This window comes from Actinoplanes regularis (genome assembly GCF_900188005.1).
Taxonomy (GTDB): Bacteria; Actinomycetota; Actinomycetes; order Mycobacteriales; family Micromonosporaceae; genus Actinoplanes; species Actinoplanes regularis.
Genome location: NZ_FZNR01000001.1, coordinates 12,979 through 36,936, shown reverse-complemented (window position 1 = coordinate 36,936; position 23,958 = coordinate 12,979). Strand labels below are relative to the sequence as shown.

19 protein-coding genes are annotated in these 23,958 nt (G+C 70.9%); 9 read left to right on the top strand and 10 right to left on the bottom strand.

All coding sequences use genetic code 11. The annotated features are described in order from the left end of the window. Positions 1-19 precede the first annotated feature (19 nt). From CHC09_RS00175 to CHC09_RS00150, 6 genes are all read left to right on the top strand, one after another. Positions 20-3,838 (top strand): discoidin domain-containing protein, encoded by a 3,819-nt coding sequence (locus CHC09_RS00175; RefSeq protein WP_239138124.1) that lies wholly within the window; start codon positions 20-22, stop codon positions 3,836-3,838. A gap of 157 nt (positions 3,839-3,995) precedes the next feature. Continuing rightward, positions 3,996-4,502 carry a methyl-accepting chemotaxis protein gene (locus CHC09_RS48280; protein WP_089290885.1) on the top strand — a complete coding sequence of 169 codons (507 nt, stop codon included), beginning with the start codon at positions 3,996-3,998 and terminating at the stop codon, positions 4,500-4,502. Between the two features lie 90 nt (positions 4,503-4,592). Then, positions 4,593-4,907 (top strand): YchJ family protein, encoded by a 315-nt coding sequence (locus CHC09_RS00165; protein WP_425320677.1) that lies wholly within the window; start codon positions 4,593-4,595, stop codon positions 4,905-4,907. A gap of 30 nt (positions 4,908-4,937) precedes the next feature. Then, positions 4,938-5,789: a tryptophan 2,3-dioxygenase gene (kynA, locus tag CHC09_RS00160; protein ID WP_089290883.1), complete on the top strand. Its 852-nt coding sequence runs from the start codon at positions 4,938-4,940 to the stop codon at positions 5,787-5,789. Then, complete coding sequence (kynU, locus tag CHC09_RS00155) at positions 5,786-7,006, top strand: kynureninase (RefSeq protein WP_089290882.1); 1,221 nt, start codon at positions 5,786-5,788, stop codon at positions 7,004-7,006. The genes kynA and kynU overlap by 4 nt, the downstream gene beginning before the upstream one ends. Further along, positions 7,003-8,211: an amidohydrolase family protein gene (locus tag CHC09_RS00150; RefSeq protein WP_239138125.1), complete on the top strand. Its 1,209-nt coding sequence runs from the start codon at positions 7,003-7,005 to the stop codon at positions 8,209-8,211. The genes kynU and CHC09_RS00150 overlap by 4 nt, the downstream gene beginning before the upstream one ends. 206 nt (positions 8,212-8,417) lie before the next feature. Here the strand turns inward: CHC09_RS00150 and CHC09_RS00145 are convergent, their stop codons facing one another. The 4 genes from CHC09_RS00145 to CHC09_RS00130 form a co-directional block, all read right to left on the bottom strand. Beyond that, positions 8,418-9,398: a hypothetical protein gene (locus CHC09_RS00145; protein WP_089290881.1), complete on the bottom strand. Its 981-nt coding sequence runs from the start codon at positions 9,396-9,398 to the stop codon at positions 8,418-8,420. Beyond that, complete coding sequence (locus CHC09_RS00140; RefSeq protein ID WP_089290880.1) at positions 9,395-9,751, bottom strand: GntR family transcriptional regulator; 357 nt, start codon at positions 9,749-9,751, stop codon at positions 9,395-9,397. Before CHC09_RS00140 ends, CHC09_RS00145 begins: the two co-directional genes overlap by 4 nt. Before the next feature lie 314 nt (positions 9,752-10,065). Next, positions 10,066-11,088 (bottom strand): Gfo/Idh/MocA family protein, encoded by a 1,023-nt coding sequence (locus tag CHC09_RS00135; RefSeq protein ID WP_089290879.1) that lies wholly within the window; start codon positions 11,086-11,088, stop codon positions 10,066-10,068. A gap of 97 nt (positions 11,089-11,185) precedes the next feature. Then, positions 11,186-12,289: a hypothetical protein gene (locus CHC09_RS00130; protein WP_143232161.1), complete on the bottom strand. Its 1,104-nt coding sequence runs from the start codon at positions 12,287-12,289 to the stop codon at positions 11,186-11,188. Between the two features lie 125 nt (positions 12,290-12,414). Here CHC09_RS00130 and CHC09_RS00125 point away from each other — a divergent pair, with 125 nt between their 5' ends. Continuing rightward, entirely contained in the window at positions 12,415-13,236 is an 822-nt protein-coding gene (locus CHC09_RS00125; RefSeq protein ID WP_089291762.1) for a methyltransferase domain-containing protein, read from the top strand. Here the strand turns inward: CHC09_RS00125 and CHC09_RS00120 are convergent. The 5 genes from CHC09_RS00120 to CHC09_RS00100 form a co-directional block, all read right to left on the bottom strand. Further along, the gene (locus CHC09_RS00120; protein ID WP_089290877.1) at positions 13,233-14,717 is read right to left on the bottom strand and encodes a glycoside hydrolase family 130 protein; all 1,485 of its coding nucleotides are present in this window, start codon (positions 14,715-14,717) and stop codon (positions 13,233-13,235) included. The genes CHC09_RS00125 and CHC09_RS00120 overlap by 4 nt on opposite strands. Continuing rightward, on the bottom strand, positions 14,714-15,796 hold the full coding sequence (locus CHC09_RS00115) for a glycosyltransferase (RefSeq protein ID WP_089290876.1): 1,083 nt from the start codon (positions 15,794-15,796) through the stop codon (positions 14,714-14,716). Before CHC09_RS00115 ends, CHC09_RS00120 begins: the two co-directional genes overlap by 4 nt. Positions 15,797-15,872: 76 nt before the next feature. Further along, positions 15,873-17,033, bottom strand: coding sequence for a glycosyltransferase (locus tag CHC09_RS00110; protein ID WP_089290875.1), 1,161 nt, complete (start codon positions 17,031-17,033; stop codon positions 15,873-15,875). A 157-nt stretch (positions 17,034-17,190) separates the two neighbouring features. After that, positions 17,191-18,192, bottom strand: a complete 1,002-nt coding sequence (locus tag CHC09_RS00105; protein WP_089290874.1) for a glycosyltransferase family 4 protein — start codon at positions 18,190-18,192, stop codon at positions 17,191-17,193. A gap of 94 nt (positions 18,193-18,286) precedes the next feature. After that, positions 18,287-19,894: a CocE/NonD family hydrolase gene (locus CHC09_RS00100; protein WP_203833038.1), complete on the bottom strand. Its 1,608-nt coding sequence runs from the start codon at positions 19,892-19,894 to the stop codon at positions 18,287-18,289. A 55-nt stretch (positions 19,895-19,949) separates the two neighbouring features. Here CHC09_RS00100 and CHC09_RS00095 point away from each other — a divergent pair, with 55 nt between their 5' ends. Together CHC09_RS00095 and CHC09_RS00090 are read left to right on the top strand one after the other, a co-directional pair. Further along, positions 19,950-20,570 carry a TetR/AcrR family transcriptional regulator gene (locus tag CHC09_RS00095; RefSeq protein WP_089290873.1) on the top strand — a complete coding sequence of 207 codons (621 nt, stop codon included), beginning with the start codon at positions 19,950-19,952 and terminating at the stop codon, positions 20,568-20,570. Positions 20,571-20,684: 114 nt separating this feature from the next. Then, the gene (locus CHC09_RS00090) at positions 20,685-22,730 is read left to right on the top strand and encodes an N-acetylmuramoyl-L-alanine amidase (protein ID WP_089290872.1); all 2,046 of its coding nucleotides are present in this window, start codon (positions 20,685-20,687) and stop codon (positions 22,728-22,730) included. Here the strand turns inward: CHC09_RS00090 and CHC09_RS00085 are convergent. Continuing rightward, the gene (locus tag CHC09_RS00085) at positions 22,718-23,923 is read right to left on the bottom strand and encodes an FAD-dependent monooxygenase (protein WP_089290871.1); all 1,206 of its coding nucleotides are present in this window, start codon (positions 23,921-23,923) and stop codon (positions 22,718-22,720) included. The genes CHC09_RS00090 and CHC09_RS00085 overlap by 13 nt on opposite strands. Positions 23,924-23,958: the final 35 nt, after the last annotated feature.

The following is a 23,958-nucleotide window of genomic DNA, read 5'->3' as shown; positions in this document are numbered from 1 at the left end:
AAGAAAGGTGCGCTCCCGCATGTCCAGATTCAGGCTCATAGCCGCCGCGGCGGCCGCGAGTGTGGTCGCCGCCCTCGTCCACGCCCCGGCGGCACTCGCCGCCGGACCCAACCTCGCCGCCGGCAAGACCTTCAGCGCGTCCAGCTACACCGACGTCTATCCGGCCGGCAACGCCGGTGACGGCAACGCCAACACCTACTGGGAGAGCAACAACAACGCGTTCCCGCAGTGGCTCCAGGTCGATCTCGGCACCGCCACCCAGGTCAACCAGGCTGTCCTCAAGCTGCCACCGGCCACCGCCTGGAGCACTCGGACCGAGACCCTGACGATCCAGGGCAGCACCGACGGCAGTTCGTTCAGCACGCTGAAGGCGAGCGCCGGATACACGTTCAATCCGGCGAGCGGCAACGCGGTGACCGTCGACTTCACCACGGCCAGCGCCCGGTTCGTCCGGTTGAACTTCACCGCCAACACCGGCTGGCCCGCCGGGCAGCTCTCCGAACTGGAGGTCTACGGGCCGGTCGCCGGGGACAGCCAGGCGCCGAGCGCGCCCGGCAACCTCTCCTACACCGAGCCGGCCAGTGGGCAGATCCGGCTCAACTGGAACGCCTCGACCGACAACGTGGGCGTGACCGGTTATGACATCTACGCGAACGGCGTTCTGCGCACCTCGGTCGCGGGCAACGTCCTCACCTACACCGACAGCCAGCCGGACTCGGCGACCGTCGCCTACTACGTGCGGGCCAAGGACGCGGCCGGCAACGTGTCGGGCGCCAGCAACACGGTGACCCGGACCGGCGCGACCGGGGACACCCAGGCGCCGACCACGCCGGGCACGCTCTCCTACACCCAGCCGGCCAGCGGGCAGATCCGGCTCAGCTGGGGCGCGTCCACCGACAACGTGGGCGTGACCGGCTACAACGTGTACGCCAACGGGACGCTCCGGACGACCGTCGCCGGGACCACGTACACCGACAGCCAGGCCGACACCGCGACCGTGTCGTACTACGTGAAGGCGCGCGACGCGGCCGGCAACGAGTCGGCGGCCAGTAATACGGTGACCCGCACCGGCAACCCCGGCACCGGCACGAACCTCGCGGTGGGCAAGCCGATCGAGGCGTCGTCGACGATTTACACGTTCGTGGCGACGAACGCGAACGACAACGACACCGCCACCTACTGGGAGGGCTCCGCGTACCCGGCGAACCTGACCGTCAAGCTGGGCGCGAACGCGACCGTCACCTCGGTGGTCGTGAAGCTGAACCCGGCGACCGAATGGGGGACCCGGCAGCAGACGTTCTCGGTCCTCGGCCGTGAGCAGTCGTCGTCCGCGTACACCACGATCGTGGGCTCCGCGACGTACACCTTCAATCCCGCGAGCGGGAACACGGTGACCATCCCGGTCTCCGCGACCACCGCGGACGTCCGGCTCTCCTTCACCGCGAACACCGGTGCGCCGAGCGGCCAGGTCGCCGAGTTCCAGGTGATCGGCACCCCGGCGCCGAACCCGGACCTGACGGTCAGCGGCATGTCCTTCTCGCCGGCGTCGCCGGTCGAGACCGACGCGATCACGCTGTCGGCCACCGTCCGCAACGCGGGCACGGCCGCCTCGCCGGCCTCCTCGGTCAACCTCTATCTGGGTACGACCAAGGTCGGCACCGCCGCGGTCGGCGCGCTCGCCGCCGGCGCCACCTCGACCGTCTCGGCGTCGATCGGCGCCCGGGACGCCGGCACGTACGCCGTCAGCGCGGTCGTCGACGAGGCGAACACGGTCATCGAGACCAACGACGCCAACAACTCCTACAACAACCCGGCCACCCTGGTCGTCGCGCCGGTCAGCAGCTCCGACCTGGTCGCCTCGGCGGTCTCCTGGTCGCCGGGCAACCCGTCGGCCGGTAACACGGTCAGCTTCTCGGCGACCCTGAAGAACCAGGGCACCGCGGCCTCCGGCAGCGGCGCGCACGACGTCACGGTGACGATCCTGAACGGCTCGACCACGGTCAAGACGTTCACCGGGTCGTACACCGGCACGCTGGCCGCCGGCGCCTCGTCGCCGTCGATCAGCCTCGGCACGTGGACCGCGGTGAACGGCAAGTACACGGTCCGCACGGTGGTCGCGAACGACACCAACGAGCTGCCGGTCAAGCAGGGCAACAACACCAGCGAGAAGCCGTTCTTCGTCGGGCGCGGCGCGAACATGCCGTACGACATGTACGAGGCCGAGGACGGCACGACCGGTGGCGGCGCGGCGGTCGTCGGGCCCAACCGTACGGTCGGTGACCTGGCCGGCGAGGCGTCCGGGCGCAAGGCGGTGACGCTGAACCAGACCGGGTCGTACGTCCAGTGGACCACCCGCAACGCGACCAACACGGTCGTCGCGCGCTTCTCCATCCCGGACGGCACCACCAGTTCGATCAACGTGTACGTCAACGGGTCGCTGAACAAGACCCTGCCGCTCACCTCGAAGTACGCGTGGCTGTACGGCAACGAGACGGCGCCGCAGAACTCCGGCACCGGCCCGCGTCACATCTACGACGAGGCGAACATCCTGCTGACCGGCTCGTTCCCGGCCGGCAGCACGATCAAGCTGCAGAAGGACTCGGCGAACAGCGGCAACATCGCGATTGACTTCATCAACCTGGAGCAGGTCGCCCAGATCGCCAACCCGGACCCCACCAAGTACGTGGTGCCGACCGGATTCGACCAGCAGTCGGTGCAGAACGCCCTGGACACCGCGCGCCAGGACAGCACCAAGGTCGGCGTCTACCTGCCGGCCGGCGACTACCAGACGTCGAACAAGTTCCAGGTGTACGGCAAGGCGCTCAAGGTCGTCGGCGCCGGTCCCTGGTTCACCCGGTTCCGCACCCCGGACACCCAGACCGAGACGGACGCCGGCTTCCGGGCCGACGCCACCGCCAACGGCTCGACGTTCGCGAACTTCTCGTACTGGGGCAACTACACGATCCGGATCGACGGCCCGGGCAAGGTGTTCGACTTCGCAAACGTCTCCGGCATCACCATCGACAACATCTGGGCCGAGCACGTGGTCTGCCTGTACTGGGGCGCGAACACCGACAACATGGTGATCAAGAACTCGCGGATCCGGGACACCTTCGCCGACGGCGTCAACATGACCAACGGCAGCACCGGCAACCTGGTCGACAACAACGACGCCCGGGCCACCGGTGACGACTCGTTCGCGCTCTTCTCCGCGATCGACGCGGGCGGCTCCGACGAGATCAACAACACCTACTCGAACCTGTCCACCACGCTGACCTGGCGGGCCGCCGGCATCGCGGTCTACGGCGGGTACGCCAACACCTTCAAGAACATCTACATCGCCGACACGCTGGTCTACTCCGGCATCACGGTCAGCTCGCTGGACTTCGGGTACCCGATGAACGGCTTCGGCGCCAACCCGCCGACGGTGCTCGACAACATCTCGATCGTCCGGGCCGGCGGCCACTTCTGGGGCGCCCAGGTCTTCCCGGCGATCTGGATGTTCAGCGCGTCGAAGGTGTTCCAGGGGATCCGGGTCAGCAACGTCGACATCGTCGACCCGACCTACTCCGGGATCATGTTCCAGACGCAGTACATCGGCGGCCAGCCGGTGAACCCGATCAAGGACACCGTGTTCACGAACGTCAGCATCACCGGCGCGCAGCGCAGCGGTGACGCCTACGACGCGAAGAGCGGTTACGGCATCTGGGCCAACCCGCTGCCGGAGGCGGGCCAGGGGCCGGCGGTCGGCTCGGCGACCTTCACCAACCTGACCCTGAGCAACAACTACCGCGACATCGAGAACCCCACCACCACGTTCACCATCGTCCGCAACTGACCCGCTGTTGAAGGAGCGTGCCCGCGTCCGCCGTCCGGACGCGGGCACGCCCCTTTCCGCGAGGCCGCTCGACCGGGTCGGGATCGAGGAAAACGCTCCGCGACTGGTGGGTTCGGTGGGATGTTTCTACGTACCGGTAGAAGGGGATTATCACGACATGACCGACTGGGAGCAGAACGACAACTGGTCGTCCGGGGGCGGTCAGGGGGATCGGTCCGCGCAGGACCGACAGCGCGACTCGGTCCACCGGTTGGCCAACGTGAGCAACGACATGGCCACCGCCACCCAGGCGGCGGTACACGCGGCGGAGACCGCGGTGCAGGTGATCCAGCGGCTCGAGGCGAGCAGCACCGAGATCGGCAAGGTCGTCCAGTTGATCGCGACGATCGCCAAGCAGACGAACCTGCTGGCGCTGAACGCCACCATCGAGGCGGCCCGGGCCGGCGAGGCGGGGCGGGGCTTCGCCGTGGTGGCGAGCGAGGTCAAGGACCTGGCGAACGAGACCGCGACCGCGACCAACGAGATCGGCACCCAGGTCGGCGGGATCCGCACCGACACCCAGAACGCGGTCGAGGCGATCGAGGAGATGCAGGGCCTGATCGAGGAGCTGGATCGCTGCCAGAAGGTGATCAGCGGGATCGTGGTGGAGCAGCAGGCCGGCTGAGGAAGACTGTCCGGCATGCCTGGAAAGCGAGCGAACCGCGCGAAACCGTGTCCGTGCGGCGGATCGTCGTACGAGAGCTGCTGTGGCCCGCTGCACGCGGGTAGTGCGGCGCCGGACCCGGAATCCCTGATGCGATCGCGGTTCAGCGCGTTCGCCCTCGACCACCTCGGCTACGTGCTGGACACCTGGCATCCGGACACCCGCCCGGCCGACGTCGAAAGCGACCCTGACCTGCGGTGGGTACGTTTGGAGGTGCTGGAGAGCAGCGGCGGCGGCCTCTTCGACGCGGAGGGCTTCGTCGAATTCCGCGCACACTACCGGGAGGGTGGGCGGCCCGGCGTGCTGGACGAGCGCAGCCGATTCGTCCGCCACGAGGGCCGATGGGTCTACCACGGGCCGGTGTGATCTCCTTCAAGCCAAGAAAAGGGAGGCACCATGTCGGCAAAGAGGCCGCTGGAGGACGGGATCGTCCGAGATTTCAAGGTCAATCTCTCGTACGGTGAGTACCTGCACCTGGACGAGGTCCTCGGCGCCCAGCATCCGGTCAGTGTCCCCGAGCACCACGACGAGCTGCTCTTCATCTTGCAGCATCAGACGTCCGAGCTGTGGCTGAAACTGATCATTCACGAGCTCCGCGCGGTGCTGCGCCACCTGGCCAAGGACGATCTCAAGCCGGCGCTCAAGGGGCTGGCCCGGGTCAAGCACATCCAGCGGACGCTGACCGAGCAGTGGTCGGTGCTGGCCACCCTCACCCCGACCGAGTACGCCCAGTTCCGCAGCTTCCTCGGCACCTCGTCCGGTTTCCAGTCGTACCAGTACCGCGCCGTCGAGTTCCTGCTCGGCAACAAGGACCGCGCGATGCTGCGGATCTTCGACGACCAGCCGGCCGCCCGGGAACTGCTCGAGGAACTGCTCGGCACGCCCAGCGTCTACGACGAGTTCCTGCACTACCTCGCCCGGCAGGGGCACCCGGTGCCCGAGGAGATCCTGCGGCGCGACGTCACCGAGCCGTACGAGTACAACGCCGCGCTTGTGGGCGTCTTCCAGACCATCTACGAGAAGGCCGAGCAGAACTGGGAGGCGTACGAGGCCTGCGAGGAACTGGTCGACCTGGAGGAGAACTTCCAGCTCTGGCGCTTCCGGCACCTCAAGACGGTGGAACGGACCATCGGGTTCAAGAGGGGGACCGGGGGCTCCAGCGGGGTCTCGTTCCTGCGGGCGGCGCTCGACCTGACGTTCTTCCCGGAGCTCTACGCCGTACGCACCGAGATCGGAGTCCCCCGTTGACCGACGAGTTGCTGGCCCGCGCGGTCGCGCTGGACGAGGCCGACCCGCTGGCGCCGTTCCGGGAGCGGTTCCTGCCCGCGCCGATCGTCTCGTACCTGGACGGCAACTCGCTGGGCCGGCCGTTGAAGGCGACCGCCGAGTTGATGGACGACTTCGTCCGCGATCAGTGGGGCGGCCGGCTGATCCGCGGCTGGACCGACGGCTGGCTCGAATGGCCGCTCACCCTCGGCGACCGGCTCGGCGAGCTCGCGCTCGGCGCGGCGGCCGGTCAGATCGTGGTCGCCGACTCCACCACGGTGCTGCTGTACAAGCTGGCCCGGGCCGCCGTCGACGCCCGGCCGGGCCGGCGCAAGGTGGTCCTGGACACCGACAACTTCCCCACCGACCGGTACGTCCTGGAGGGCATCGCCGCCGAGCGCGGCCTCACCCTCACCTGGATCACCGCCGACCCGGACACCGGCATCCATCCCGAGCAGGTCGCGGACGCGGTCGACGAGGACACCGCGCTGGTGCTCTTCTCCCACGTGGCGTACCGCTCCGGCTGGCTCGCCGACGTCCCGGAGATCAACCGGATCGCGCACGAGGCCGGCGCGCTGACCCTGTGGGACCTGTGCCACTCGGCCGGGTCGGTGCCGGTGCGGCTCGACGACTGGGGGGTGGATCTCGCGGTCGGCTGCTCGTACAAGTACCTCAACGGTGGCCCCGGCGCGCCCGCGTTCGCCTACCTGCGCCATGAGCTGCAGGATTCCCTGCGCCAGCCGATCCAGGGCTGGATGGGGCACCGGGCGGCGTTCGAGATGGGCCACGGCCACGAACCCGCCCCCGGGATCCGGGCGCTGCTCAGCGGCACCCCGCCGATCCTGGCGATGGTCCCCATGCACGCCAACCTGGACATGCTCGCCGAAGCCGGCATCGAAGCGGTCCGGACCAAGTCCCTGCTGCTCACCGGCTTCGTCCTGGATCTGGCCGACGAGTGGCTGGCCCCCCTCGACGTCGAGGTCGCCAGCCCCCGCGACCCGGCCCGGCGCGGCGGGCACGTCACGCTGCGCCGCCCCGGCTTCGAGCAGCTCCTGGAGCCGCTCTGGGAGAGCGGCGTGATCCCGGACTACCGCCGCCCCGACGGCCTGCGCATCGGCCCGGCGCCGCTCTCCACCAGCTTCGCCGAGGTCTATCAGGGCCTCGAGCTCCTTCGTGACCATGCCGGGAAACATCGATGACGACCACACCCGCCGAGTCGACCTCGGCCGCCGACTGCGCTTCGGCCCCGGCCGCACCCTCGCCCTGCGGCGGCTCGGGCTGCGGCGGCGACACGTGCTTCTCCCGTACGGCGAGAGCCCCGCGTGCGGGCGAGCCCCGGCCGACCGTGACCGAGGTTCCGGACCCGCGCGAGGACGAGCGCATCCACTGGCTGGTGGCCGACTCGATCTGGTGGGGCGGCCGGCTCCGCAAGGGCGCCGCCCTCCGGATCGGCGTGGACGGCCTGGCCAAGCCGGTTCCGGCGGACCTGGCCCCGGCCGAGGGCTGCCGCCGCCTCCCGGGCACCCTGCTGCCGGGCCTGGTCGACGCGCACGTGCATTCGGCGCTGGTCGACCTCGCGACGGTGCGCGCCGGCGGCATCGCCGGCGTCTGGGACCTCGGCGGCGTGCCCCGCGATCTCCAAGAGCTCGCGGCACAGGCCGGACGGAGCGGGCAGCCGACCGCCAAGCTGCCACGGATCCGCTATGCCGGTCCGTTTCTGATCGCACCCGGCGGTTATCCGAGCGACCGGGCCTGGGCGGCCGCCGGCAGCTGGCGGGAGATCACCTCGGCGGCCGACGCGGGCGTCGCGGTGGCCGAGGCCTGGTCCGCCGGGGCCACCCTGATCAAGGTGACCGCGCACGCCGGCGGCCCCCTGCTCCCGCAGCCGACGCTGCGCGCGCTGGTCCAGGCCGCCCACGCGTCCGCCCTCGAGGTCGTGGTGCACGCGGAGGGCCCCGGCACCGTGACCGCCGCCTTCGAAGCGGGCGCCGACCTGCTCGCGCACACCCCGTGGACGGAGCCGCTCCCGGACAACCTGGTGCGCGCCTGCGCCGCCCGGATGACCTGGATCAGCACCCTGGACATCCACGGCTGGGGCGACCCGGACCCGGCCCTGGCGGTCGCCCTGGACAACCTGCGGCGGTTCGTCGGGCACGGCGGCAAGGTCCGCTACGGCACGGACCTCGGCAACGGCCCCCTGCCGCCGGGCATCAACGTCCGGGAGCTGAGGGGGCTGCGTTCGGCGGGGCTCACCCCGGACGAGATCCTGCTGTCGATGACCGAGACCGACAGCCCCGCCATCAGCTGGATCCCGGGCGGCGTAGACCTCTCGCCGGACGGATTCGCCGACGTGCTCGCCACCGCCCGCGTCCTCGACGACCCGGCCCAGCCCTGCCTGTCCTGACCGGCGGGCAGGGGATCGGTCGTTGGTGGGTTGGGTCCGCCTGGCTGATGCCGGCGTCCTCGCCGACCCCTCCAGCGCTGCCCGTCTTGACCGGCGGGCAGGGGATCGGTCGTTGGTGGGTTGGGTCCGCCTGGCTGATGCCCGCGTCCTCGGCGACCCCCGCCCAGCGCTGCCTGTCCTGACCGGTGGGCAGGGCTGGGGATCGGTCATCGGTGGGTTCGGTCCGCCAGAGTGTTCAGCAGGGCGGCGCCGGTTGCGGCGTCGTCGACCGTGACGACCAGCGAACGGCCACCGCTCTGCTCGACGAGCAGCCCGTCGCCGGAGCGCAGCACGACACCGACCCGGCCGCCGCGGCCCACCCGCCAGCCGAAGCCGCCGAACTGGCGCAGCGGGTGGACCTCGGTGACCGAGGCCCGCTCGACCTCGTCCGCCGCGACGTGGGTGCCGGGCCAGCCGATCAGCGAGCGCACGGTCAGGCCGGTCGCGTCGACCCGCACCGTGTAGGCGAACGTGGCCACGAACACCGCCGCCAGCAGGACCGGGACGGCCAGCAGGGCCCACTGGCGCAACCAGACGACCAGCAGGGTGATGGCGATCATCACGATGGCGCCCACGATCAGGCCGGGACCGCCGTCCGCACGCCGGATCCAGACGGCACGCTCGCCGTCGGCCAGGGCGATGCGTGGGGCGTCGGCGGCGACCGGCGCCGTCGACGGGCTCGGCGGGTCGCGTCGCACCAGCAGCGCGGCGACGACCGCGGGCACCAGCGGCAGCAGGATCGCGGCGGCGACGGCCCAGCCCGGCAGCGTGGCCTGTGTCGCGTCCGGCAGACCCCGCTGAGGGCCGACCATGAACAACAGCAGGCTCGCGCTGAACCCGCCGGCCCAGACGTTCGACGCCGCGACCATGCGGCGGGAGATCGCGGAGACGCCCCAGAACCAGGCGATCGCGCTGAACAGGGCGCAGAGCAGAACCACCAGCACCGTGTCGCCCAGGATCAGGCTGCTCAGTGAGCCGAAGCCGTCCGGTGCGCCGGCCTTGGTGCCCCAGTGCGAGGCGATCGGATCCGGCAGGTCGTCGCGCCAGGACCAGGCGATCGCGGCCGCGGCGGCGAACAGGGCGAACGAGGTCAGCGACGACCACAGCACCAGGGTGCGGGCCTGTGCCCGCCAGGAACGATCTGTCATCGGCTCATCGCCTCCTTGACGAGGACGGTCAGGGTCTCGGTGGAGAGATTCGCCTCGCGCGCCACTCGGACCAGGACCGCGAGGGCCTGCTCGACCGGCGACAGGTCAGCGGCCGCGCGAGCCGTGACCACCGCTCCGCGCCCTCGGCGCAGCTCGATCAGGCCCTCGTCGCGCAGCTGCTGGTAGGCCTTGAGCACGGTGTGGACGTTGAGGTCGAGCGAGTCCGCCAGCTCACGCGCGGTCGGCAACCGGTCACCGGGCGCGAGCTGGCCGCGGGCCGCGGCGAGGTGTGCCTGAGCGACGAGTTGAGCGTAGAGCGGCTCGTCGCTGGCCGCGTCGATTCTCCAAAGCACATCGCTAGCCTACTTGTTCTATGTCAACTAGAACAAGTAGGTGCGACCGCCGCCACGAATCAGAAATGCCTGGTTCGAAGGTCGGCCCTGCTGGCTAGCTCAGAAACCTGCCTACCTGCTGAAACGCACCGCCTGCCGTCGGCTGGCGTCCGCGGTCCGGGACCATCCGACCACCTCCCGAGACGACCGCGCCCACCGGACCGGGTCCGGTGGTGGTGAGACGGGCTCGGTCACCACTGCGGCCGGTGGCAGCTGTGGTGACCGAGGTTGTGCGGGGTGTCCGGAGGGGCTGTGGGTGTTGTCCGGGGGAGCCTTCAGAGGGTGACGGAACGGCCGGTGCTGGCGCTGAGGCGGGCCGCGTCGAGGACCTCCATGGCGCGGACGGTGTCCCAAGGGTCGACCGGGAGCGGGCCGTTGCCCAGGATCGCGTCGGCGAACGCCGGGTAGAACGAGTCCCAGCGCCCGCGGCAGCTCTCCACCGGGGCGCCCGTCGCGCCGCGCCACAGGTGGCCCCAGCGGTGCTCGTGCTCGACGCCCCAGCGGTCGCCCAGCTTGGCCGGGTTCTTGCCGGCCTTGAGCAGCTCCTCCTGGCCGTCCAGCTCGACGGAGATGAACGTGCCGGCGGTGCCGGAGACGCGGAAGCGCGGGCCCGGGCCGGCCTGGCGCCAGCTGCCCCACAGGTGCGACTCGACGCCGCTCAGGTGGTGCATGGCCAGGAAGAAGTCGTCGTCCAGTTCGGATTCGCCGCGCATCTCGGCGTAGACACGCTGGGCCGGGCCGTGCAGCTTGAGGGCCTGGTCGACCAGGTGCGAACCGAAGTCGAGCAGGGTGCCGCCGCCGGCCGGGGAGGGGAGGCGGTCCGGCGCCCAGCGCTCCATGCGGGACTCGAAGCGGCGGATCGTGCCGAGCGAACCCTTCTGGATCAGCTTTTGGATGGTCAGGTAGTCGGAGTCCCAGCGGCGGTTCTGGTAGACCGTCAGCGGGACCTCGGCGGCCTCGGCGGTCTTGACCAGGTCACGGGCGGTCTGCGCGTCCAGCGTGAACGGCTTGTCGACCACAACGGCCAGGCCCAGCGCGATGGCCTGGCGGGCCAGGTCGGCGTGAGTGGCGGCCGGGGTGGAGACGGTCACCGCCTTGACGCCGTCGGCGGCGGCCGCCGCGATGGAGTCGTAGGTCTTGGCGTCCGGGAGCTGCTCGGCGACCTGTTTGCGGCGCTCCTCGGAGGTGGTGACCACGCCGGCGAAGTCGATGTTCTCCGCCGAGGCGATCAGCGGGGCATGGAAGATCCGCCCGCCGCTGCCGTACCCCACCAGCGCAACCCGCAACCGCTCGATCATGACGGAAGTTTTTCACACGGATTGCTGGTCTGTTGCGTGCACGCCCGGCCATTACTTGTGATAACGGCCGCATGACGCGGTGTCACGGCGTGTGATATCAGCGGCGCAGGCCGAGCGCGGCGCGCACCGCGGTCCGGGTCGGTCGCAGCACCTCGTCACGCAGCCAGCGCCCGCTCGCGGCGATCCCGCGGAACAGCGCGCCGAACGTGTAACGCCAGGTGAAGCGGATCGCGAGCCCGATCGGTCGCAGCAGCCAGCGGTAGATGATCCGCGAGGCCCAGACGATCGCGAGCCCGATCGGCCGCAGCACCCACCGGTAGATCATCCGAGCGGCCCATGTGATCGCCGCGCCGATCATCCGGGCGGTCCAGCCGATGGCCGAGCCGACCGTCCGCGCGGTCCAGGCGATCGCGAGCCCGATCGGCCGGAGCAGCCACCGGTAGATCATCCGGGCGGCCCATGTGATCGCCGCGCCGATCATCCGGGCGGTCCAGCCGATGGCCGAGCCGATCGTCGCCGCGGTCCATGCGATCGCGAGCCCGACCGGCCGCAGGACCAACCGGTACGCCGCCCGCACGGTCCAGACGATCGCCTGGCCGATCGGGGCGAGAATCCAGCGGTACGCGGCCCGCACGGTCCAGACGATCGCCCGGCCGATCGGGGCGAGGATCCAGCGGTACGACGCGTCCAGCGCCCAGACGATCGCCCGTCCGATCGGCGTCAGCACCCAGCGGTAGACCGCCAGCAGCGTCCACGCGAAACCCCGCCCGATCGGCGCCAGCACCCAGTTGTAGAGCGTCCGCCCGATCGGCAGCAGCACCCACCGCCCGACGAAGACCAGCACCGCCACGATCGCCAGCCCGATCGGCCGGATGACGAACCGCAGCAGCATCCGCAACACCCAGGCGACCCCGGTGACCAGGGCGGCGACGGCCCAGCGCAGCGCGTGCCAGATCGGCAGCAGCACCCATTGCAGGAACTGGCGGAGCAGCCAGAGCAACGGCGCCAGCAGGAACGTCCGGAGCAGCCAGCCGAGCGCGCGGCCGACCGGCACCAGGACGAACCGGTTGGCGAGGACGGCCAGTTCCCAGAGCAGACGCAACGGCAGCACGACGATCAGGGCGACCGCCCGGATCGGCCAGGTGATCCAGGCCGGTGCCTCCGGGCCGGCCGGCGGCTCGCCCCGCAGCGGTGTGGTCATCGTGCGCTCCTCGTTCACAGGCGCCTCACGGTACTGGAACGGATCAAAAGAAGAGCAGGTGGAGTGCCCTGTCGGATGGATGACGGGACCGATGAATCGGTGTGCGCCAGGAGAACAATCGCGGCATGGAACCCGCGCAGAAGGAACGTACGCCGTTTTCTGACATCGACGGACTGACCGCGCAGATGTCGGAGATGGTGCTCGCCGCGCTGACCGAGATGGGGCAGCACCCGGAGATCCGGCGGGTGCGCCGGGCCGGGTTCGACGCGCTTCGGCCGGCGCTCGGGGCGCGGCTGCTGGACGCGGGGTCCGGGAGCGGGGAGGTGGCCCGTCGGCTGGCCGCCGAGGTGGGGCCGCGCGGCGAGGTGACCGCGCTGGACTACTCGGCGGCGATCACCGCGGCGGCGATCGCCCGGCACGACAAGAGCAACGTGCGGTACGTGACCGGTGACGTCGGTGCCCTGGACCTGGCCGACGACTGCGTCGACGGGGTGTGGTGCGAGCGGGTGCTGCAGCATGTGGACGACGCGGACCGGGCGATCGGCGAGCTGTGCCGGGTGACCCGGCCGGGTGGGCGGATCTGCCTGATCGACACCGACTGGGAGTCGCTGGCCTTCGACGGGGTGCCGCCGCGGCTGTGGGACGAGGTGTGGTCGTACGTCGGTGGGCATTTCACGCCGAAGCAGCGCGACATGGGGCGGACGCTGCGCCGCCGCCTGGTCGCGGCCGGCCTGACCGGCCTGACCGCGACCCCGGTGACGTGCCTGTTCGGCAGCCCGGACTCGGCCGCCGTGGTGCTCCCGATGGTCAACCCGCGGGTTCCGGAGGACGCCTGGCAGACCCCGCCGGGTCTGCGCGACGAGTGGCTGGCGTGTGTCGAGGCGGCCGGTGCCCGCGGTGATTTCCTCGCCGTCCTGACCATCTGGGTGGTCGCCGGCACGGTCTAGCGCACCGGGACCATGCGATCCAGGAGGAGGTCCAGCGGCATCGACGCGAAGCTGATGCGCACGTCGCTGGAGGCGTAGGGGAGCCAGAAGAGGCCGTCGTGGACCATGCCGCCGCAGGAGTAGAGGACGTTCGGGACGTAGCCCTCGCGCTCGATCTCGTCCGGCTCGATCAGGCCCTGCGGGAGGTCCGCGATGACCCGTTCCGGGTTGTCCAGGTCGAGCAGCATGGCGCCGATCACGTAGCGCCGCATCGGGCCGACGCCGTGGGTGAGGACCAGCCAGCCGGCCTCGGTCTCGATCGGGGAGCCGCAGTTGCCCACCTGGATCAGGTCCCAGCCGCGGTTCGGCACCAGCAGCGGGCCGGCCGGCTGCCAGCGGTGCTGGTCGTCGCGGATGGTCAGGCCGAGCGTCTCGCCGTCGGAGCGGCAGAGCGCCATCTTCTTCCCCTGGACGTAGCGGGGGAAGAGCGCCATGCCCTTGTTCCGGGCGGACGGGCCGTGCAGCGCGGTCACCTCGAAATGCCGCAGGTCACGGCTGTAGATGACCCGTCCGGAGATGTTGAATCCGTCGTACGCGGTGTAGGTCGCCTGGTACGCCGGCCGCTCGTCCGGGTCGATCACCTGCACGAACCGGGCGTCCTCGATGCCCCGGCTCTCGCTCGGGGTGGTCGGCCAGAGCACCCGCTGGTGCAGCGGCATGGTGGCGGGGAAGGTGACCGCGTAGTCGTCCATGACGATCCGCCGGATCAGGTCCAGCGTCATCGGGGTGGTCGGCCGGGCCAGCAGTTCGGGCGGCAGGTGGCTGAGGGTGTCCTCGAACTCGGCGTCGTCGTACCTCGCCGGCAGGGCGTTGAGGATGTACGAGGACGCCTCGTTGTCGACGTCCTCGTCCCCGAGCGCCGCGAACAGCTGGTGCTTCATGTGCTTGGCGCCGACCCGCTGGCCGATCGCGAGTGGACCGTCCCGGTTCTCGAGCCGGATCGCCGTGCCGGGCCCGAGGACCACGCTGCAGAAGCCGATCGACGAGATGTGTCCCTCGCCGATCTGCCGCAGGCTGAGCGCCGCCCGCAGCTCGCCCGGCGCCAGGTTGCCCTGGTCCGGGTGCGGGATGATCGACGGGTTGCAGAGCGCCGCCGCCTCGACCGAGAACTCGTGGCTGAAGTACGCCCCGATCAGGGTCCGCGCCTGCGGCGACAGGTCGATCTCCGGCGGCACGCGGTGCTGCACCACCTCGTAGTGGTGCTGGAAGACCGACAGGATGTTGTGGTGCCGCCCGGAGAAGCGGTTGAGCACGTCGTCGAGCATCATGCCGATCTCGTGCTCGTCGAGCCGCAGGACCCGCTCGATCATGCAGGCCGTGCGGTTGTGGGTGGAGTGGGCGTCCTCGCCGGGTACGAACAGCTTGATCACCACGCGGCGCCCGTCCGGCTCCATGGTGATGCTGTGACGGGTGATGTCGATGGTGTTCACGGTTGCGGTCACGCCAAGCCGCCTGACGGTCGGGTCGCGCTTCGGCTCGCAAGCGTGCGGGCATGCTGCAACGTGGAGACGAGCGCGAGGGTGGATTCGGCTCCTTGGTTCAGATTAGGACCATCAGCCGTCAATCCGTCATAACAACCGCCAGTCTCGCTGTCGTACATCACCGTTCCGATGTCGTTGTCGCCCAGAAACCACGCGATCGCCTGGAACAGCGGGGCGTCCCAGCGTTCGTCGCCGGTCACCGCGGCGGCCGTGGCGCAGGCGTCCGCGGTGGCCGCGGCCTCGATCGGCTGCTGGTCGTGCCGGTGCTTGGGGATCTCGGGACGCCAGCCGCCGACCGGGACGGTGGAGAGGTGACCCTGGTGTTCCTGCATGTCGCAGAGCCAGGAGAGCATCCGCAGGCCGTCGCTGAGCAGTGCCTCGTCACCGAGCAGGTCGCCGGCCGCGATCACCACCTCGGCCAGGACCGGGTTCGCGTAGGTCAGCTCGCGCTCGGGCCACACCCACTCCGGGTCCGAACCGGGCAGTCCGATCACGGTCGCCGCGTCGCCGAGCAGTTCGGCGGCGACCTGGTCGCGCGGGTCGGCCCGCAGCACCTCGGCCGCGCCCAGCCCGGCGAAGGCCATCGCCCGGGGCCAGGCGGAGCGGCGGCGGGCGCCGAGGCGGAAGGCGTAGTACGCCTCCCGCCGGATCCAGGATGCCCTGCTCCGGGCCGCGGCGGTGCCCAGGCCCCACAGCGCCCGGCCCCACCAGTCGCCGAGGGACGGCTCGTCCTGCCAGCGCCGGTCGTAGCTCATCCGGTTGCGGAACGCCCCGTCGGCGTCCTGGGCGTGGGTGAGGAAGGCCAGGTAGCGCTCGGCGGCCCGGACCAGTTCGGGCGCCGGTCGCGGCTCCCGGGCGGCGACGAGCAGGCCCCGGGAGACGTCGTCGACGCAGTAACCGTGCTCGCGCCGGGCGATCGCGGTGCGGGCGTGTTCCAGCATCCCGGTGCTGTCGGAGAGCCGGAGCACGTGGTCGAAGCGGGGTTCGGGTACGTCGGTGAGTTGGATCGGCGGCGGGATCAGCCGCAGCGGAAAGCTCATGCCTCCGTTCCGTTTCGCTTCACGACGGGTCGAGCCTGTCGAGAGTCGTGCGCCATGCTGGGTTTCCTTCCGTCGCTCATACGGGGATCGCCGTCCTGGCCAGGGCGCGGTCGGCGATCAGCCGGGTGGCCAGGGCCTGGTACCGGGCGGCCACCGCGGGCCAGCGCAGGGTGGGCCCACCGGCGATCCCGGCCAGCCGCGGCTTGCCGAGCTCGCCCACGGTGCGCCGGATCGCGATCGCCATCGCCTCCGGGTCCTGGTGCGGCACGACCAGACCCGGCCCGTCCGCGAGCAGCTCGACGGCGTGCGGGAACTCGGTCGCGACCACCGGGATCCCGGCGCCCACCGCCTCGATCAGCACCCCGGAGGTGACCTGCTCGGTCGAGTCGTACGGCAGCACAACCACATCCGCGGACCGGATCAACCGTGATAAATCGGTCGGTACCAGGTACGCGTCGATCCAGCGCACCGAGTCCGTCACGCCCAGCTCCGCGGCCAGTTCCACCAGGGAGGATCGGTAGACGTCGCCCTGCTGTTCGATGACCTTCGGATGGGTCCGGCCGGCGACCGTGTAGAGCGGGGCCGGCCGCAGGTCGCCGACCAGGGCCAGGGCCCGCAGCGCCCATTCGATGCCCTTGCCCGGCCCGAGCAGGCCCCAGGTGAGCAGGTTCGGCCGGTCGTGCTCCTCGCGGGGCACCTCGGCGTGGCTGGCGGTGCCGTGCGGGATCACCTGGACCTTGCGAGGGTTCACCGCGTAGTTCGAGGTCAGCAGTCGGCGGGCGGTGTCGGTCATGGTCACGACGGCGTCCGCGGTCTCGGCGATCTGCTCCAGCACCGCGCGCTGGAGGTGGTCGGGCTGGGGGCGCACGGTGTGCAGCACCACGATGGCGGGCACCTTCAGGGCCTTCAGCAGCGGCAGCACCTCGGCACCGGCGTCGCCCGGGTAGATCCCGTACTCGTGCTGGAGGATCGCCACATCGAACTGGTTGAGCGCGGCGGCGGCACCGGGCCAGCCGCCGGGAAAGTCGGTGTGCCAGGTGTGCACGACCCGCGGCGCGGCCTGATCGAGCGCGATTCCCCCGCTGGTGTTGTCCCGAGCGAGAAGGCGTACCACGCCGGACTGCGCGGCGGCCCCGGGCGTTCCGGCGCTCAGGTGGGTGGCGAGTGCGGCATTGAATGTCGCCAAACCACATTGTGTGGGGGGATACGTGCTCAAAAACCCGTATGTCGTGGGCATGACTGGCCTTTCTCTCTGGCCGGCTGCCTCCCCGCAGCGCGGACACTGCGCGCGGGCATGACTACGGGCTCCGCGCCGTGAACGGCGTCAAGGCGTTGCGGGAAAATGCCCGCCTTAACGTGCAATTCACGTTGGGACCGTAACAAGACCTAGCTATTCAACTTACGATTTTTCGGTAAATCGCCAGGTACTCGTCGACCATGCGATCTGCTGAGAAGCGTTGCCGTGCACGTGCCGCGCACGCACCCCGATCGAGGGTCCCGATCTTCTCGACCGCGGCCACCGCCTCGTCCACCGAGGAGACCAGCCGGCCGGTCACGCCCTCGTCCACCACCTCCGGCATCGAGCCCTTCCGGTACGCGATCACCGGCGTCCCGCACGCCATCGACTCCACCACGGAGAGCCCGAACGGCTCGGCGAACCGGATCGGGTGCAGCAGCGCGGCGCCGGAGCCGAGGATCGCCCCGCGCTCGTCCGGTCCGACCGATCCCAGGTAGACCACCCGATCGCCGTCGATCAGCGGTTCCACCTTCTCCTCGAAGAACCGCCGGTCCTGCACGATCCCGCAGATGATCAGCCGGCGTCCGGCCCGGCGGGCGATCTCGATCGCCAGGTCGGTGCCCTTGTCCGGGTGGATCCGGCCGAAGAGGATCAGGTCCTCCCCACCGTCCGGATGGAAGGGCAGCCCGCTCAGGTCCACCCCGTGGTAGATGGTGGCCAGGTAGTCCAGGTCGAGCGACCGGTCGCTGTCGGAGATGGACACGAACGCCGACTTCGCCCGCCGGTACGCCGGCAGGATGTGCCGCCCGGAGAAGCCGTGCACGGTGGTCAGCATCGGCGCCCGCGCGTGTGCCGAGAACGCCAGCGGCAGCCAGTCGAGGTGGTTGTGGATCAGGTCGAAATCGCCGGACCGCTGCAGCGCGTAGCTGACGTGGATCGCCTCCCAGACCCGCCCGTCGATCTCGTCGCTCTCCTCGTAACCGGTCGGGACCACTCCGTCCAGGGTGGCCTTGGTGATCGAGTCCAGGGTCGCGAAGAGCGTGACGTCGACCCCGCGCTCGGTCAGACCTTCGGCGAGCAGACCGGTGATCAGTTCCCAAGGGCCGTAGTGGAGCGGAGGAGTGCGCCAGGCGATCGGTCCCAGCAACGCCACCTTCATGACAAAAGCCATTTTTCGGTAATAATCACAAGGCCAGTATGCCCGCCCTTTCCCCACCGCGTTCTCGGGTTTCAGAAGAAGCAAAAGGGGGGGTTCAGTGGCCCTTCGGCTCCGTGGAGCCGTTCTCGGAGATCACCAGTACCGAGTCGTGCTGGATGGTGGTCTCGGTGGCCACCATCCGGGTCGCGGTGGCCACCGGTTCGCCGGTGCCGTAATTGCGCAGCCAGCGGGGGTACGCCCCGCCGGCGACGAGCAGCCGCATCCGGTGCCCGGGCCGGAACCGGTGTGCCGTGGAGCCCATCGACACCACGGTCCGCCCGTCGGGTGCGATCCGGGCCAGCCCGTCACACACGTTGATCGACTTGCCGGCGGGGTCGACGTCGCAGAGCCGGGCGAACAGGTCGCCACTGGCCGCGCTGGTCGCGGCGGTGAACTCGGCGTGCACCGGGCCGAGGACCTCCACCGCCTCGGTCAGCGGTTCCGAGGTGAACAGCAGCACGTCCGCGCGCCGCTCCAGCTTCGCCATGTCCCGGGTGCCCTGCGTCGGCGACTGCAGGGCGCCGCCGATCGAGGGCGTCGGGTCCGCCGGGTCGTACCGGAAACTGCTGGTGCCCTGACCCGGGGTCTCCGTGAGGGTGCCGGGACCCAGGCTCAGCCGGCGCCGGCGGACGCCGGCCGGCGGCCAGTCGGGCAGGTCGCGCCACTCGTCGGCGCCGCCGACGTGGACCCGGACCGGCAGTTCCGGCGCCTCGCCCCGCAGTCGGCGCAGGGCCTGGCCGAACACCTCCGCCCAGCCGCGTTCCAGCGAGTTGGTGTGGGTCCACGGCCCGATCAGCAGATCCGTCTCCAGGCCCGCGTCCCGGCGCCGCTGGTACAGCTCGATCACCTGGTCGGCGGCGAGGTCGTGCCAGCCGGTGCAGAGGCTGACCGGCACCGGCAGGGCCGCGGCGGCCGGGCCGACGTCCGCGTCCGCCCAGTAGGGATCGTCCGGGGACGGGCTGGTCAGCCAGTTCTCGAACTCGGGGCGGGGGCCGCCGAAGAGCGTGGGATAGGTCTCGATCACCGGGACCCGGCGGAGCATGCCGCTGAGTCGCATCTGCATCCGCACGACCGCGCCGAGGTTGGCCCGGAACGTCCGGGCCTGGCTGAACAGGCCGAGCCCGCCGACCAGGGAGCGTTCCAGGGCGAACTGGCCACCGGGCCAGAAGAACCGGTACGGATCGGTCAGCCCGACCTGGGCGACCGCCCCGCGCCACTCCGGCGGCGGTGCGGCGGCGAGCGCGAGCTGGGAATAGGTCATGTAGCTCGGGCCGAGGGTGTACAGGTCGCCGGTGAAGAAGTCCTGCTTGCGGATCCAGTCGACCGCGGCCTGGCCGTCACGCGCCTCGTTGCTCCAGGCGGCGAACTCGCCGTCCGACCCGCCGGTGCCGCGGCTGCTCTGCAGCAGGACGTGGAAACCCTGCTCGGCGACGAGCGCGCCGTACAAGTAGTTCCACGGGAAGCCGCCGCGGATGTACGGAGCGCGGAGCAGGACTGTGGGGCAGGGCTCGGTGGTGAGCGGGGCGTAGTGATCGGTGAGCAGGGTGCTGCCGTCGGCGCCGGGCACCGGGACGGCCGGTTCCCATTGGACGTCGTACCGTGCGGCGGGACCCTTGCGGGTCCGGCGGCGCATCATCCGGAGGAGCCAAGGCAGGTCGCGCATCGGTCGGACCCCTTTCCCGTACGTTGTACTAAAAAGACTAGCAGGAGGAACGTCGATGCCGCGAGGGCGCCCACCGGCCTACACCCGGGAGCAGGTGCTGGCCGCCGCGATTACCGTCGCGGACACCGAAGGGCTCGAGGCGGTGACCATGCGCCGGATCGCCACGGAGATCGGCGCCGGGGCGATGTCGCTCTACACCTACGTACCTGACCGTGAGCACCTGATCGACCTGATGGTCGACCGGGTGGCCGGCGAGCCGGTCCCGCCGGCGGTCACCGGGGACTGGCGGGCCGACTCGCTCGCCCTCGTCGCCATGCAGCGCGACCTGATGCTGGCCCACCCGTGGCTGCCCCGGGTCCTCGCCGGCCGCCGGATCACCGGCCGCAACCTGCTCGGCTTCCTGGAGCACGGGCTGCGCGCCCTGGAACCGGCCGGGCTGCCCGGGATCACCAAGATGACCCTGCTCGGTCTGTTCACCGGGTTCGTCGCGTCCTACGTGACGGGTGAGCTGGCCGGCGCCGCGTCCTCGGTGGAGGAGATCGGTGCGGCCGTGGCCAGCGGTGACTTTCCACAGCTCGCGCGGGTGCTGTCGGAGGGTGGCGGGGCTCCGCCGGACTTCCGAATGATCGCGGACTGGATGATCGCCGGCCTGGTCGAGCAGGCCCGGGGCAGGTGATCGGAACCCTTTTCGCAGAAACGCCCACGAGCCACTCGAGTCCCAGGCAAGGTGTTGAATGGTCGCCGGTTTAAGCCTGAATTGACCCTTTCCTCCGGTGGCCGGGGAGTTCGCATGCGCCGGAACCGGTTCGTCGCCGCCATCGCCGCCGCCACCCCAGCCGTGGCGCTGGCCATCGTCGCTCTCAGCTCGTCCACGCCGGACCCGCTGCTGCAGACCTTCCCGCTGGCCCCGGCCGGTGCCGGCCTGCGGCTGGTCGCCGAGACCCGCGGCGAGGTCGCCGAGCTGCCCGAACGCGCCACCAAGCGGTTCAGCCTGGTCGGTGTGACCTGGGACGACCCGAAAGCGGCGGCGGACGGGACGATCCAGGTCCGCACCCGCCCGGCCGGTGACCGGAACTGGACACCCTGGCGGGCGCTGGAGACGGACGCGCCCGACGCGTCCGGCGGCGTGGACGGGGCCCGGGTCCGGGGAGCGAGCGATCCGCTCTGGGTCGGTCCCTCGGACGGCGTGCAGGCCCGGGTGGTCGACGCGGACGGGGCCCGGGAGCTGCCGGCCGGTCTCCGGGTCGACCTGATCAACCCGGAGGCCGCGACTTCCGCACGGCAGGAGATGGTGCCGGTGGCGGACCGGCAGCCCCGCCGGATCAACGGCGTCGAGATCCCGGCGCGGGCGACGCCGAGGATGCTGACCAGGACCGGTTGGGGTGCGGACGAGAAGATCGTCACCGAGGCGCCCACCTACACCGGCCCGGTCGAGGTGTTCTTCGTGCACCACACCGCGACCGGCAACGATTACAGCTGCGCCTCCTCGACCAGCATCGTCCGAGGCATCGAGGCCTACCAGGTGAAGAGCAAGGGCTGGAACGACATCGGCTACAACTTCCTGGTCGACAAGTGCGGCACGATCTTCGAGGGGCGGCGCGGCGGCGTGGACCGCAACGTGCTCGGCGCGCACACCCTGGGCTTCAACACCAACGCGAGCGCGGTCGCGGTGATCGGTGACTACCGGTCGGCGCCGATCTCCGCGGCGGCGCGGCTGTCGGTGGCGCAACTGGCGGCGTACAAGCTGGGCGCCGCCGGGAACGCGCCGGCCGAACAGGTAGCGGTGACCTCCGGTGGGGGCGCCAAGTTCGCCGTCGGCAAGCGGGTGATCCTGAACCGGATCTCCGGCCACCGCGACGCCGGCGTCACCGAGTGCCCGGGCGACGCGCTCTACGCCCAGCTGCCGGCGATCCGCGAACTGGCCGGTGGGGCCCCGACCGGCCTGCGCGTCGCCAAGGTCACCGGTGCGGTGCCGTGGGGCGCCACGTACTTCACCCGCGGCGCGGTCACGCCGCTCTGGGTCCTGACCACCCCGACCCAGCTGCTCAACCGGTTCGACGTCTACGTGGACGGTGCTCTCGCGCTGTCCCGGGCGGGCGGGACGCGGGTCGGCTCGCTCCAGCTGAGGCCCGGCCTGCACCACGTCGCGGTGCAGGCGGTGCACCTCTCCGGCCGGACCACGACCGTCACGGCGAAGGTCTACGCGGACGTCGCGCCGCCGGCGTTCACCACGCTGCCGGCGGTCTCCCTGACCGCGGGCACGGTCGGGAGCACCGCGCCGATCCGGCTGGACTGGTCGGCCACCGATCCGAGCGGGGTGGGCTCGGTCGTGGTCAGCGGGACCAGCGAGGCGAGCCTGGACGGTGACGCCCGCAGCCTGACCGGCACGGCGCGGGTCGGTGCGCGGGACGAGTGGACGGTGGCCGCGACCGATCACGCGGGGAACCGGCGGACGGCGTCGTTCAGTCGTACCCCCGTGGTCCTGCAGGAGAGCGCGGCGACGCCGACCGGAAGCTGGCGGGCGGTCTCCGGCAGTGGTCACCTCGGCGGTGCGGCGGCTCTCGCCGCCTCCGCCGCCTCCGCTCTGAGCTGGACCTTCACCGGGCAGTCGGTGGGCCTGGTGGCTGCCATGTCCCGGACCGCGGGCCGGGTCAAGGTCTACATCGACAACGAGTTCCAGGGGTACGCCGACCTGCGCTCCACGTCCGCGCAGTACCGTCGCGTGGTGTTCACCAAGTCGTGGCCGGACACGGCCGTGCACACCGTCAAGGTGCTGCCGGAGGGCACCGCCGCCCGGCCGGCCGTGACCGTCGACGGCCTGGTCTATCTCCGCTGAGCCGCCCGCGCTCCCAGCTCCGGGTAGTCCGGCAGGGTGATCGCCTCCGCCTTGCCGAACTGCTTGGCCACGAGCTTCCGCATCGGCCACGCGGTCATCATCGACAGGGAGAGCCCCCGGACGCGGATCAGCAGCCTGCTATTCGGGGCGAAGCCCCGCGCCCCGCCGGGCGGCAGCTCCAGCCCGGCGGCGACGTAGTCGGCCATGGTGTCCTGGTAGGCGGCGAAGGCCCGCTCCGGGTCGGCGCCGCCGGCCAGCTCACCGGCGAGGACGTACGCACCGACCAGGCTCATGCTGGTGCCCAGTCCGGCCAGCGGCGATCCGCAGTAGCCCGCGTCGCCCACCAGCGCCACCCGGCCCCGCCACCAGCGCTTCACGTGCACCTGGTTGATCGAGTCGAAGAAGAAGTCCGGCGCGTCCGGCATCTGTGCCAGCATCTCCGGGATCCTCCAGCCGCCGCCGGCCATCCGCTCGGCGACCACCCGGCACTCCTCGTCCCGGGTCAGCCGCTCGTAGCGGGCGCGCGGCTCGCGGAAGGCGAGGTGGGCCTTGGCGGTGCCGCCACGCTCCGGGCGCAGGCCGGCGACCCGGCCCGGCTCGTTGTACATCAGGTACCAGTTGTCCAGGTCGCCCGGATCGGTCACGGTGAAGTACGCCGAGTAGACGCCCAGGTAGCGGACGTAGTCCGAGTCCGGGCCGAAGGCCAGCGAGCGGACGCCGGAGTGCACCCCGTCGGCGCCGATCACCAGGTCGTAGCGCTCCTTCGTACCGCTCGCGAACGTCACGTCGACGCCGTGCGCGTCCTGCTGGAGCTCGGTGATCCGATCGCCGTACCGGTAATCGGTGAAGTCCGCCGTCGCGTCCCGCAGCACCTCGGCGAGATCACCCCGGGCGATCTCGATCTCGGCGACGATGCCCTCGCCGCCGAACGCGTCCGCGGGCATCCGGCCCATCGGCCGGTTCCGGCGGTCGACCAGCAGCCAGCCGCGCTCGTCGACCTGCCGCGCGCGGATCGCCTCCCGGATCCCCATCCATTCGACGATCTGCCGCGCCACGCCACGGATGTCCACCGCGTGCCCGCCCGGCCGCGGCCTCCGGCTCTTCTCCACGACCGTGACCTCGGCGCCGGCCCGGTGCAGCCAGAACGCGCAAGCCGGCCCGGCGATGCTGCTCCCGGAAATCAGTACCCGCATCTCCCCGCTCCTCTGCGTACTCTGTATATCGATGT